Consider the following 12,191-nt stretch of genomic DNA (forward strand, 5'->3'; position numbering starts at 1 on the left):
GCGTTCGTCGTGCAAGGGACGGAAGACACCACCGCCGCTGCACCGTACGAACCATCTTTCGGTCTAAACGCAAAGGCGTCGCCGCAGGATTTGGCACCACCACGACACGCTGTTCTGCGCCGCTGGCTGCCCCGGCTTCAAAGGGCCTGTCCCTCTGCCGGTCTCGATGGTGGACGCAGGTTGCCAGCGCAGAATCCGGTTGTCAATCGCTTTATCAAGATGGAGCGATGGTTGCGCCTGCAACCGGACCGTCGGCGAACGGATGACGCATCCGGGCTCGGCACCGCATCATGGCGGGCATGAGCTCCTTTTCCCTGATCCGCGCCGCCTGCGTGGCACTCCTGCTTGGCGGCTGCGCCAGCCTCTCCCCGCCCCCTGCCCCGCCGTCCGCAGCGGCCGCCACGCCCCAGGCGCGAGCGCCGCATCCCGATGCGGTGGTCAAGGAAGCCTGGATCTCATCCGCTCACCCGGAGGACGAACTGGACTCCCTGGCGGTGTGGCCCACCGAGCAGGGCGGCGCCTGGGTGATCGCCACGGCCAAGTCCGGCAACCAACTGCTGGTCTTCGACGCCGATACCGGACAGCGCCTGCGCACCGTGGGCGGCCCGGGGGACGGTCCCGGCCAGTTCAGGCGGCCCAATGGCATCGCGGTCTGGGGCGACACGCTGTTCGTGGTCGAGCGCGATAACCATCGCGTGCAGGCTTTGTCCCTGCCCGACTTCACCCCGTTGGGATTCATCGGGGCCGAGACGCTCAAGGTGCCCTATGGCATCTGGGTGCAGGAGACCGCGCCGGATACGCTCGAGTTGCTGGTCACCGACAGCTTCATGGCCGACTTCCGGGCCGGCCTGCTGCCGCCGCGTGCGCTGATGGACCAGCGCGTGCGGCGCTACACGGTGAGCCTGCCACCCGAGGGCGGATTGAGTGCGGTGGAGACGGGCAGCTTCGGCGATACCGGGGATGCCGGCATGCTGCACATGGTCGAGTCCATTGCCGGCGACCCGGCCCACGAGCGCCTGCTGATCGCCGAGGAGGACCGCCGCGTCGGTTCGACCCTGCGCGAATACACGATGGACGGGCGCTACGCCGGGCGCAGCCTGCCGGTGTTCGACGCCGACGCCGAGGGGGTGGCGCTGTGGGACTGCGATGTGGACAGCGGCTGGTGGGTGGCGACCGACCAGACCCGTCCGACCCTGTTCCGGGTGTACGACCGCGCCAGCCTGGCGCCCGTGGGCACCTTCTCCGGTCAGGTCGTGGCCGACACCGACGGCGTGGCCCTGTATGTGGCCGGCACGCCGCGCTTTCCCGATGGGGCGCTGTTCGTCCAGCACGACAACCGCGCGCTGGCCGCCTTCGACCTGCGCGACATCGCCGCGGCCCTGCACCTGCATGGCGCCTGCCTGCCGTGAGGAAAGGGATGGCGGGGGCGTGGGTCGTACTCGCCCTGGCCCTGCTGTCGCTCCCGACGCGCGCGCTTGCGCAAACCCTGCCCGCCCAGGCCTCCACGCCCGCCACCTCCGCCCAGGCCGCGGCCCTGGTCCGGTTGCGCCTGGTCAAGACGCCAACCCGCTACCAAGCCTGGGTGGATAACACGCTGCCCGGCCCGGTGCAGGTGGAACTCTCGCTGCCGCGTGGGCGCGGGATCATCGCCTCGCCGGCGCTGCCGACACGCGTCCTGCTGCCCGCCCGTGGCAGCCGGCTGGTCGCCAGCCTGATCCTCACCGCCCCTGCGGACGCCGCCGACTTCGGGCTGGCGCTGGATGCGGTGCCTGGCGACCCGCATGTCCAACCGCTGGACGTGCGCTATCGGCTGCCCTTCGACGCACCGGCTCGGGTCGACCAGGGGCCCGGCGGCCACTTCAGTCATGACGATGCGCAGAACTTCGATGCCATCGACTTCGCCCTGCCCGAGGGCACGCCGATCCTGGCGGCGCGCGAGGGCATCGTGCTCCAGGTCGAAGGCGATCATCGGCAGGTCGGCCTGGGACGCGAGGCCGGCGCGGGCAAGAGCAACTTCGTCCGCGTCCTGCATGCCGACGGGACCATGGCGCTCTACGCACATCTCAAGCCCCAAGGCGTGCTGGTCCGGGTGGGACAGTCGGTCACGGCCGGCCAGCGCATCGGGCTATCGGGCAATACCGGCTTTTCCAGCGGGCCGCACCTGCACTTCGTCGTCCAGGTCAACGCCGGCATGCGACTGGTCTCGATCCCGATCACCCTGGCCGGTCCGCTGGGCGAACTGCGCTTCGCGCACTGATTCGCGGTCCTGTCCCTCCAGGCGGCCCGAGCGCCGTTTAAGGAGCGTTGACGCCCTCATTAGTACATAAGTGTATTATTAGCACGTGAATCAATTCGACCTCCAGCACAGCCGTTTCGCCTCCACGGCCGAGCGCCTCGAAGCGACCGATCGGCGCCATCCCGGGTTTCCCAAGGAAGCCGCCGCTGTCGTGCGCATGATCAAGCTCATCCACAAGCTCACCGTCGATCACGGCAACGACACGCTGCGCGCGCACGGGCTGAGCTACCCGGAATACAACGTGCTGATGATGATCGACAGCAGTCCGGATGGTGCCCTGAGCCCTTCCCTGATCGGCGAGGCGGCCGGGGAGAAGTCGGCCAATGTCACCCGCCTGACCCAGCAACTGGTCGACAAGGGCCTGATCCAGCGCCAACCCAGTCCGCAAGATCGACGCAGCACCTTGCTATGCCTGACACAGGCCGGTCACGCATCGATCGCCGCGTTCCTGCCGGACATCTGGGCCGTGCTGAAGGGCTATGTGCGCGACCTGGACCGCACCGAGCAGGCCGTCCTGCGGCACCTGCTGACCAAACTGCTGCACGGCGTGGAACAGACCTTGTGAGCGCGACGCCCGCCAGCGCCGCGCCGGCGCCTCGACCGTCCTGGCGCGCGCAGGTCCGCGAGGCGCTGCGCGGGGAGGGCGCGGCTTGGCTGTTCGTGTTCAAGGTCCTGCTGTCGATGTACCTGGCCTGCGGGATCGCCATGCGCATGGGATTCTCCTCGCCGTCCACGGCCATGATCACCGTGATCGTGGTGATGAACCGGCAGAGCGGCATGGTCCTGGCCAAGGCCTTCTACCGCACCCTGGGCACCATCGTGGGCAGCATCGTGGCGGTGGCCATCGCCGCGCTGTTCCCCCAGCAGCCGCTGCTGTTCCTGCTGGCGCTGTCGCTGTGGGTCGGCCTGTGCGCTGGCGGTGCGCTGATGTTCCGCAACTTCCGCTCGTATGGCTTCGTCCTGTCCGGCTATACGGTGGCGATCATCGCCCTGCCTGCGGTCAATGCGCCGACCGCGGTCTTCACCCTGGCCACCGCGCGCCTGACCGAAGTGTTGCTCGGCCTGCTGGTCAGCGCGGTGGTGTTCGACGTGGTGTTCCCCGTCCGCCTGCGCAACAGCCTGCGCACGGCTTCCAACGGCTTGATGAGCGCATTTCTGGACTTCGTGCGCGACGGCACCCGCGGGGCGCTGCCGCGTGCGCAGATGGAACAGGCGCATCTGCGTTTCGTGCGCGAGTCGATGAGCCTGGAGGACCTGCGGGCCTCGGTGGTGTTCGAGGATCCGGAGGCGCGGGTGCGCAGCCGCCGCATGCGCCTGCTCAACCAGCGCTTCATGGCGGCCTCGACCCGGTTCCAGTCGCTGCATCACCTGATCAACCGCCTGCTGCGCGGCGACTCGGACGACATCGTCGCCGGCGCCCTGATGCAGCTCTACCGCCCGCTGGGCGACGCCTTGGCCGAGCGCGTCGCCGGCGATCATGCCGATGTCACCCAGCGCCTGGACCAGGTGCTCGACGCGCAGCCCGCCCGCGCCGCTGGCCTGCGCGCGGCCCTGCCCGCCGCGCGGCTGGATGACTTCGACACCGGCGTCTCGCTGCTGCGGCGGTTCACCGCCGAACTGCGCGACATGACCCATACCGCCGCGGCGCTGCAGCAGCCTGGCCTGCGCGGAAAGCTGCACCGCGCCAGCGAGAAGGTCCGCTTCCGCTACGCCACCGATTTGGCGGCGGTCGCCGTGACGGTGGCGCGCAGCTTCCTGGTCTCGCTGCTGCTCGGCCTGGCCTGGATCCATAGCGGCTGGAGCAGTGGCGCCGGGGCGCTGGCCAATGTCATCGCCTTTACCGCGATCCTGGCCGCCGGCGCCAACCCCGCCGCCGCCGCGGTGCAGATCACCAAGGGCTTCAGCCTGGGCGTGCTCATGGCCGTCGTCTGCTTCACCCTGGTCCTGCCGCGCCTGGACAGCTTCCCGATGCTGGTGCTGGGGACCGCACCGTTCCTGATGGTGGCCGTGTATCTGTCCACGCGCCCGCCGCTGTTCGGGCTGAGCCTGGGCACCTGCCTGGGCTTCATGGTCACGCTGGGGCTCGGCCTGTCACCAAGCCAGGACGTGGCCAGCCTGCTCAACAACGGCATGGCCTTCCTGCTCGGCGCGATCCTGGCGATGCTCGCCTTCCAGCTGATCCCCTCGGTGGTCGGCACGCAGTGGCAGCGTCGGCGCCTGCTTACCGAACTGCGCCGCCAGGTGGCCCTGGCCGCCCGCGCGCCGCTGGATGGATTGGCGCCGCGTTTCGAGAGCGTCAGCCGCGACCTGTTCCTGCAGGTGATCACCTACACCCAGCCCGGAAGCCAGGAATCGCGCACTCTGCTGGCCTGGGCGCTGGCCGTGCACGAGACCGGCCGAACGCTGATCGAGCTGCGCCACGACAGCCTGGATGCGGCCGTCCCCGCGGACATCGAGCGCGAGATCGACGCGGCCGTGGCGGCGATCGCGCGCCTGTACGAACACCTCGGCGCCGCCGATCACGACGCGGCCTCCCGGCATCTGGACGCCGCCCTGTCGCTGACCGCCATCGATGGCGCCGTCCCCGCCCGCCTGCAGCCGGTGCGCGAGCACCTGCACCTGTTGCGCAGCGCCCTGCGCGACGCCGATTCGGTCCTCTCCGGCGCGGCCGGCGCTCACCCTGATACCCCCTCGGAGCACGCCCATGCTGCCTCCTGAAATCTCCATCGGCGGGGTCTATGTGCCCGGCCTGCTGGTCCTGGCCGCCGGCCTGTTCGTCCTGTTCTGGCTGCTGGACGGATTGGCCGGTCGCGTCGGCCTGTATCGGCACGCCTGGCATCCCCCGCTGTTCCGCCTGGCCCTGTATGTCTGCGTCTTCGGCTTGCTCGGCCTGATGCTGTTGACCTAGCGCGGCCCGCCTCGGCCGCCACCGCGCGCACGCGACATCGCCAGCGCCGCGCCGCCGACCGGATCGTGACCCGGCTTTCCTTTCCATCCCGAACCCACTTCCGCCCCCATGAATACACCCGCCCTGATCCGCACCGCCCTGACCGGCATCGTGGTCCTGGCCGCCGCCCTGATCGGCTACGCGCTTTGGAACCACTACATGTATTCGCCCTGGACCCGCGATGGCCGGGTCCGTGCCGAGATCGTGCGCGTCGCCCCGGACGTGTCCGGCCTCGTGGCCGAGGTCGATGTGCAGGACAACCAGCACGTCAAGGCTGGCCAGGTCCTGTTCCGCATCGATCCGCGCCGCTTCGAACTGGCCGTTGCCCAGGCCCGGGCCGATCTGGGCGCCGCGCAGGCCGCGGCGCGCGCCGCCGGCGCCAACATCTCCGCCGCCGCGGCCAGCACCACGGCCAGCCAGGCCGATTACCAGAAGTACGCGGCCCAGGCCCAGCGTCGCGAGGCCGCCGCCTCGGTGATCTCGGCCGAGGCCCGCGCCGATGCCGCCGCCACCGCACGCGCCGCGCAGGCTGCGGTGGAACAGGCCCGTGCCAACCGCAGTGCCGCCACCGCCTCGCAATCCAAGGCGTTGGCCGCGGTGGAACAGGCCCAGGCCGCGCTGGACCTGGCTCAACTCAATCTGGAGCGTGCCACCGTGCGCGCCGCCGCCGAGGGCGACATCACCAACCTCAACGTGCGCGTGGGCGACTACGCCAGCGCCGGCGCCGCGCGCATGGCGCTGGTGCGCAGCGACACGATGTGGGTCTACGGCTACTTCGAAGAAACCAAGCTGCCGCACATCCGCGCCGGCGACGCCGCCGACATCCGCCTGATGAGCGACGGCCGCGCGCTGCACGGCACCGTCGAAGGCATCGCCCGCGGCATTACCGATGCCGACAACCCGACCAGCAGCAGCGATCTGCTGGCTTCGGTCAGCCCGACCTTCAACTGGATCCGCCTGGCCCAGCGCGTGCCGGTGCGGGTGCGCATCGATCCGGCCAGCGTCCCCAAGGACATGGTGCTGGCCGCCGGCATGACCGCCTCGGTCACCGTGCATCCGGCGCAGCGCGACGCACGCTGAGGATCTCGCCGGCGAGGGTCGCGAGGCTTTGAAGGGCCTGACTGGAAAAACCTCATCGCCGCCATGGCGGCTCCCACGAGGCCAGCCGCCTGGAGGGGATGTCCCACAAAAAAAGCCCCGCGCGTGCGGGGCTTTTTTTTACGTCGAAGGCGTGGATCAGCCCTTCGGGTAGTCGCGCACGTCCGAACCGGTGTAGATCTGGCGCGGACGGCCGATGCGGGCTTCCGGATCGACCTGCTGTTCCAGCCAGTGCGATACCCAGCCCGGTGTGCGGCCGATGGCGAACATCACGGTGAACATCTCGGTCGGGATCTTCAGCGCCTTGTAGATGATGCCGCTGTAGAAATCGACGTTGGGGTAGAGCTTGCGCTCGACGAAGTACTCGTCCTTCAAGGCGACTTCTTCCAGCTTCATCGCCACGTCCAGCATCGGGTCGTTCACGCCCAGCTCGCCCAGCACCTTGTGGGTCATCTCGCGGATGATCTTGGCGCGCGGATCGAAGTTCTTGTACACGCGATGGCCAAAGCCCATCAGGCGGAACGGGTCGTTCTTGTCCTTGGCACGCTTGACGGCGTTCTCGACGTTGTCGGCGGTGCCGATCTCGGCGAGCATCTTCAGCACGGCCTCGTTGGCGCCGCCGTGAGCCGGGCCCCACAGGGCGGTGATGCCGGCAGCGACCGAGGCGTACGGGTTGGCCCCGGTCGAGCCGACCAGACGCACGGTCGAGGTCGAGGCATTCTGCTCGTGGTCGGCATGCAGGATGAACAGCAGGTCCATGGCCTTGGCCACTACCGGGCTGAGCTCCAGCTCTTCGCTGGGCACCTCGAACATCATGTGCAGGAAGCGCTCGACGTAGCCCAGGCTGTTGCGCGGGTAACGAATCGGCTGGCCGTTGGTGTAGCGGAATGCGGCGGCCGCCAGGGTCGGCATCTTGGCGATCAGGCGGATCGCCGCCAGGCGGCGCTGCTCGGGATCGTTGAGGTCCAGGGTGTCGTGGTAGAACGCCGACAGCGAAGCCACCGAGGCGGCGAGCATGGCCATCGGGTGCGCGTCGTGGCGGAAGCCCTGCAGGAAGCTCTTGAGCGACTCGTGCATCATCGTGTGATGCGTCACTTCGTCCTCGAACTGGGACAGCTCGGTCTTGGACGGCAGCTCGCCGTTCATCAGCAGGTAGGAGACCTCGGTGAAGCTCGAGTTCGCGGCCAACTGGTCGATCGGGTAACCGCGGTACAGCAGCACGCCCTTGTCGCCATCGATGTAGGTGATGGCGGACTTGCAGCTGGCGGTGGCGCCAAAGCCGGGATCGTAGGTGAAAAGACCGGTTTCCTTGGTCAGCTTGGACACATCGACACAGTCGTTGCCAAGCGTGGGTTTCAGTACAGGCAGGGCCACCGGCTTGTCGCCGGCGGTCAGCGTGACCTGGTCAAGATCGGACACAGTGCACTCCTTCACGTGGGGACGCCAAAGCCTGCCGGCCATGGCGCGTAGACAGGATCCGCAGCTGAAACTCGCGCTACGGAGTCCGAGGATTATCGCATACGCCTCCGGATCGATGCCGGTTTTGAATGGATCACGTCACAGTCCTATGCCCCACCCAGTGGTGCAGGCACAAGAAAACGGCCGCGTCCCCTGCGGGACGCGGCCGTCTTTTTTGCGAACAGCGAGCGTTCGATCAGCGCGCGTAGCGCTTCTGGAACTTGTCGATGCGTCCGCCGGTGTCCATGACCTTGTGCTTGCCCGTGTAGAACGGATGCGAAGCCGAGGACACTTCAACCTTGACCAGCGGGTATTCGTTGCCGTCTTCCCACTTGACCGTTTCCTTGCTGGCCAAGGTGGAACGGGTCAGGATCTTGAAGTCGGAGGTGACATCGTGGAAGACGACGTCGCGGTACTGCGGATGGATGTCGGCCTTCATGGGCTTACCACCAGGATGTCGAAAAGGTGAGCCGCGCATTGTAGCGGCCCGCTCAGGCGCCTGCAACTCCCGGCAGGACACCTCCGCCGGGACCACAGGCGAGCCGCCCTAGCCTGCCGCCAGCGCCGCCTTTACCAGGTCCTCGAACCGGGCCTGGTCGTAGCGCAGCAGGAGCCGGGCGTTGTCCGGGCGGCCGGTCTGCCGGTTCCAGTCGGTGATCGTGGCGCCCCGGGTCAGGGTGCCGACCAGCTCCACGCCCAGCGGACGCTCGGCCAGTTCGGTGGCGCCGTCCGGATGCAGGGCGAAGGCCATGGCCAGGGCGTCGGCGCTATGCCAGCGATCCCCGCGCCGATCGGCCGACCACAGCCGGGTCTGGCGCGAAATCTGGTCGTAGAACGCCGCCCGCGGCGAAGGCGCCTGCAGCCACTGCTCCACCTGGGCGTGGGGCAGGCCGTGGGCCAGGGTGGCCTCCCAGTCGGCCACGTCGAAACGTTCGAAGGCCTGGAACACCAGGTGCGCCGCTTCCGGATCGAAGGCCACGTTGAACTCGGCCGCCGGGGTCAAGTTGCCGTGCGCCGACACCGCCCCGCCCATCACCACCAGCCGCTTGATGCGCTGGGGCAGCGTGGGATCCAGCTTGAGTGCCACGGCCAGGTTGGTCAGCGGCCCCAGCGTCACCAGCAGCAGCTCGCCCGCGTACTGGTGGGACAGGCGCAGGATCGCCAGTGCGGCGTGTTCGGCGTGGACGCCGTGCGCGGCCGGGGTATAGCCGACATCACCAAAGCCATCGTTGCCGTGGACATCGGCCGCGTCGGGCGACGGATGCAGCAGCGGCCCAGGGCAACCGGCATGGACCGGCACATCGCTGCGGCCGGCCACTTCGCAGAGCTTGAGCGCATTGCGCACGGTGTGGTCCAGGCCGACGTTGCCCGCGGCGATGGTCAGGCCCACGACCTCGTGCGCGGTGTCGTTGAAGGCCATCAGCAGGGCAAGCGCGTCGTCCACGCCCGGGTCGGTATCGATCAGCAAAGGGGTCTTTTCAGTCATTCCCCATTATGGACCGCGCCCAGTGAGGCCCGTCCAGCCGCCGCCGTACTGGGCGGAACGCAAAAAGAAGGCTGCCATCCCAGGCAGCCTGTCGGAGAGAGGCGAACGAATGGCCAACCCTCGGTGGCGTGCCGCCTACGGGTGACAACGCGCACGCCCGCCGGCGGCGGCCATGGCTCAAGCACTGGCATAGCGGGCCGCGCCTCCGATCCAGCGCGCGGTGATGCGCTCGGCCAGCGCCGGCGCGTGTTCGAGCAAGTGGTCGGCCAGCGCGTGCACCTGCGGCAACAGGCCGGCATCGCGCGCCAGGTCGGCCACGCGGAAGGCGGCCAGCCCGGTCTGGCGCGTGCCGAGCAGTTCGCCGGGGCCACGCAGCTCCAGGTCCTTTTCGGCGATGACGAAGCCGTCGCTGGTCTGGCGCATGGTGTCCAGGCGTTCGCGTGCCATCTGGGACAGCGGCCCCTGGTAGAGCAGCACGCACGAGGACGCCGCCGCGCCGCGCCCCACCCGTCCGCGCAGCTGGTGCAGCTGCGACAGGCCCAGGCGCTCGGCGTTCTCGATCACCATCAGCGACGCGTTGGGCACATCTACGCCCACCTCGATCACGGTGGTGGCGACCAACAGGTCGGACTCGCCCTGCTTGAACGCACGCATCACGGCCTGCTTCTCGGCCGGCTTCATGCGCCCATGGACCAGGGCCACGCGCACGCCGGGCAGGGCGGCGGTGAGCTGCTCGAAGGTGGTCTGCGCGGCCTGGGCCTCGACCCGGTTGGCCGGCCCGCCGCGCGGCGGGGCCTTCGGATCCTCCTCGGCCTCCTCGATCAGGGTGCAGACCCAATAGACCTGCCGTCGCTCAGCGCAGGCCACGCGGATGCGTTCGATCAGCTCGGGGCGGCGCTCGGCGCTGAGGGCGATGGTCTGCACCGGCGTGCGGCCGGGCGGGAGTTCGTCGATGGCCGAGACGTCCAGGTCCGCGTAGGCGGCCATCGCCAGGGTGCGCGGAATCGGCGTGGCGGTCATGACCAGTTGGTGCGGCACGCGGCTCACCCCATCGCCCGCGCGGGCGCCCTTGTCCCGCAGCGCCAGGCGCTGGTGCACGCCGAAGCGATGCTGCTCGTCGACGATGGCCAACGCCAGATCGTGGAACGCCACCGCGTCCTGCATCAGCGCGTGCGTGCCAACCACGACCTGGGCCGTGCCGTCGGCCACCTCCTCCAACACCTTGGCGCGCGCCTTGCCGGTGACCTTGCCGGCCAGCCAGGCCACGCGCACGCCGAGCGGTTCCAGCCAGCCGCGCAGGTTGGCCAGATGTTGTTCGGCCAGCAGTTCGGTCGGCGCGGCCAGGGCGACCTGGCGCCCCGCCTCCACCGCCAGCATCGCCGCCAGCGCGGCCACGACGGTCTTGCCACTGCCCACGTCGCCCTGGACCAGGCGCAGCATCGGCTGCGGCCGGGCCAGGTCGGCCCGCAGCTGCGTGAAGACCCGCTCCTGCGCACCGGTGAGTTCGAACGGCAACGCCGCACGCAATCGCGCCACCAGGCCGCCCCGGCCTGAAAGCGCGTAGGCGCGGTGCTGCTGCAGGGCAATGCGCTGGCGACGCAGGCTCAGGTGATGGGCCAGCAATTCCTCCAGCGCCAGGCGCCGTTGCGCCGGATGGGTACAGGCCGACAGCGCGGCCACGTCGGCATCGCGCGCGGGCCGATGCATGGTCAGCAGCGCCTCGCGCAGGGAGGGCAGCCGGCTGCCATCGGGCAGGCCGAGCAGGTGCTCGGGAAGCAGTTCCAGCGCGGCCTGGTCGGGCAGCCGGTCCAGCGCCTGGGTGATCAGCTTGCGCATCACTGCCGGGCCGACGCCCTCGATGGCCGGGTACACCGGCTCCAGCGTCTCGCTCAGCGGCGCCTCGCCTTCCACGCCGAGCAGCTTGTAGCTGGGATGGACGATCTCCAGCCCGTGCTGCCCCGGTCGCGGCGTGCCATAGGCGCGCAAACGCGTCCCGACGGCGAACTGCGACACCTGGGCCGCACGAAAATGGAAGAACCGCAGCACCAGCGTGCCACGCGACGCATCGCCGATGGCCACACGCAGCATCGGCCGATAGCGAAAGCCGCGCTCGACCGCTTCCACTACGCCCTCGACCTGCACGGCCACGCCGGGCTGCAACCGCGCGATGGGCGTCAGTGACGTGCGATCCTCGTAGCGCAGCGGCAGGTGCAGCCACAGGTCCTGCAGGGTCAGCAGGCCGCGCGCGGCCAGCTTCTCGGCGACCTTCGGCCCGACGCCCGACAGGGCGGAAATGGGCTGGGCAAAGGCGGGTTCCGGACTGCGGACGACGACGGGCATCGCATTAGGATGCCGCCGGCCCGGAGGCATTGCCACCAGAACATCACGCGCGGCCGGGTGGGAAAAACCCCGCCGCGCGCGTCGGGCTTACGCGCCCAGCACCATCACCGCATCGACTTCGAACAGCGCGCCCTTGGGCAGGCCGGAGACCTCGATGGTGGAACGGGCCGGGAACGGCGCGCTGAAGTACTCCTGCATCACCGCATTGACCGCGGCGAACTGACCCAGGTCGGTCAGATACAGGCCCAGGCGCACCATGTCGCCCAATGAGCCACCCGCGGCTTCGGCCACGGCCTTGAGGTTGTCGAAGGAACGCCGCGCCTGCGCGGTGATGTCGCCTTCGACCAGGTTGCCGGTCGCCGGGTCCAACGGGATCTGGCCTGAGAAATACACGGTGTTGCCGGCGCGCACGGCCTGCGAGTACGGACCGATGGCGGCCGGAGCGTGGTCGGTATGGATGATCTGCTTGGACATGGGGACAGGCCTCGAGCCGTTGCGAAAGAGGCGCGCATTGTAGGCGCTGCCCACTCCAGGCTCATGACCAACCACCGCCTCCATCCGCACGG

General features: G+C 69.2%; 11 protein-coding genes and 1 riboswitch. Of the genes, 6 read left to right on the forward strand and 5 right to left on the reverse strand.

Translation table 11 applies throughout. From position 1 onward, the window contains the following. Positions 1–48: 48 nt before the first annotated feature. Positions 49–173, reverse strand: a riboswitch (SAM riboswitch). Between the two features lie 126 nt (positions 174–299). The 6 genes from PJ250_RS01555 to PJ250_RS01580 all read left to right on the forward strand — a co-directional run bounded on the left by PJ250_RS01555 (position 300) and on the right by PJ250_RS01580 (position 6,323). Continuing rightward, positions 300–1,409, forward strand: coding sequence for an NHL repeat-containing protein (locus PJ250_RS01555; protein WP_271646806.1), 1,110 nt, complete (start codon positions 300–302; stop codon positions 1,407–1,409). Between the two features lie 8 nt (positions 1,410–1,417). Continuing rightward, complete coding sequence (locus tag PJ250_RS01560; RefSeq protein ID WP_271646807.1) at positions 1,418–2,257, forward strand: M23 family metallopeptidase; 840 nt, start codon at positions 1,418–1,420, stop codon at positions 2,255–2,257. 85 nt (positions 2,258–2,342) lie between these two features. Further along, positions 2,343–2,861 carry a MarR family winged helix-turn-helix transcriptional regulator gene (locus tag PJ250_RS01565; protein WP_271646808.1) on the forward strand — a complete coding sequence of 173 codons (519 nt, stop codon included), beginning with the start codon at positions 2,343–2,345 and terminating at the stop codon, positions 2,859–2,861. Continuing rightward, positions 2,858–5,014, forward strand: coding sequence for an FUSC family protein (locus PJ250_RS01570; RefSeq protein WP_271646809.1), 2,157 nt, complete (start codon positions 2,858–2,860; stop codon positions 5,012–5,014). The genes PJ250_RS01565 and PJ250_RS01570 overlap by 4 nt, the downstream gene beginning before the upstream one ends. Continuing rightward, a complete protein-coding gene (locus PJ250_RS01575) occupies positions 5,001–5,204 on the forward strand; it encodes a DUF1656 domain-containing protein (RefSeq protein ID WP_271646810.1) in 204 nt (67 codons plus the stop codon). The genes PJ250_RS01570 and PJ250_RS01575 overlap by 14 nt, the downstream gene beginning before the upstream one ends. Before the next feature lie 108 nt (positions 5,205–5,312). After that, entirely contained in the window at positions 5,313–6,323 is a 1,011-nt protein-coding gene (locus PJ250_RS01580) for an HlyD family secretion protein (protein ID WP_271646811.1), read from the forward strand. A 156-nt stretch (positions 6,324–6,479) separates the two neighbouring features. Here PJ250_RS01580 and PJ250_RS01585 read toward each other — a convergent pair whose 3' ends face one another. From PJ250_RS01585 to PJ250_RS01605, 5 genes are all read right to left on the reverse strand, one after another. Next, positions 6,480–7,760 (reverse strand): citrate synthase, encoded by a 1,281-nt coding sequence (locus PJ250_RS01585; RefSeq protein ID WP_271646812.1) that lies wholly within the window; start codon positions 7,758–7,760, stop codon positions 6,480–6,482. A 235-nt stretch (positions 7,761–7,995) separates the two neighbouring features. After that, the gene (locus tag PJ250_RS01590) at positions 7,996–8,238 is read right to left on the reverse strand and encodes a type B 50S ribosomal protein L31 (protein ID WP_093138572.1); all 243 of its coding nucleotides are present in this window, start codon (positions 8,236–8,238) and stop codon (positions 7,996–7,998) included. A gap of 108 nt (positions 8,239–8,346) precedes the next feature. Next, a complete protein-coding gene (locus PJ250_RS01595; protein WP_271646813.1) occupies positions 8,347–9,285 on the reverse strand; it encodes a nucleoside hydrolase in 939 nt (312 codons plus the stop codon). Between the two features lie 177 nt (positions 9,286–9,462). Beyond that, positions 9,463–11,625 carry an ATP-dependent DNA helicase RecG gene (gene recG, locus PJ250_RS01600; RefSeq protein ID WP_271646814.1) on the reverse strand — a complete coding sequence of 721 codons (2,163 nt, stop codon included), beginning with the start codon at positions 11,623–11,625 and terminating at the stop codon, positions 9,463–9,465. An 87-nt stretch (positions 11,626–11,712) separates the two neighbouring features. After that, positions 11,713–12,099, reverse strand: coding sequence for a RidA family protein (locus PJ250_RS01605; RefSeq protein ID WP_271646815.1), 387 nt, complete (start codon positions 12,097–12,099; stop codon positions 11,713–11,715). Between the last annotated feature and the right edge of the window lie 92 nt (positions 12,100–12,191).

The organism is Pseudoxanthomonas sp. JBR18, assembly GCF_028198165.1.
Lineage (GTDB): Bacteria > Pseudomonadota > Gammaproteobacteria > Xanthomonadales > Xanthomonadaceae > Pseudoxanthomonas_A.

Coding starts and splice junctions, on each gene's coding strand:
- PJ250_RS01555 (WP_271646806.1), top strand. CDS start 300: ATGAGCTCCTTTTCCCTGATCCGCGCCGCCTGCGTGGCACTCCTGCTT.
- PJ250_RS01560 (WP_271646807.1), top strand. CDS start 1,418: ATGGCGGGGGCGTGGGTCGTACTCGCCCTGGCCCTGCTGTCGCTCCCG.
- PJ250_RS01575 (WP_271646810.1), top strand. CDS start 5,001: ATGCTGCCTCCTGAAATCTCCATCGGCGGGGTCTATGTGCCCGGCCTG.
- PJ250_RS01580 (WP_271646811.1), top strand. CDS start 5,313: ATGAATACACCCGCCCTGATCCGCACCGCCCTGACCGGCATCGTGGTC.
- PJ250_RS01590 (WP_093138572.1), bottom strand. CDS start 8,238: ATGAAGGCCGACATCCATCCGCAGTACCGCGACGTCGTCTTCCACGAT.
- PJ250_RS01595 (WP_271646813.1), bottom strand. CDS start 9,285: ATGACTGAAAAGACCCCTTTGCTGATCGATACCGACCCGGGCGTGGAC.
- recG (WP_271646814.1), bottom strand. CDS start 11,625: ATGCCCGTCGTCGTCCGCAGTCCGGAACCCGCCTTTGCCCAGCCCATT.
- PJ250_RS01605 (WP_271646815.1), bottom strand. CDS start 12,099: ATGTCCAAGCAGATCATCCATACCGACCACGCTCCGGCCGCCATCGGT.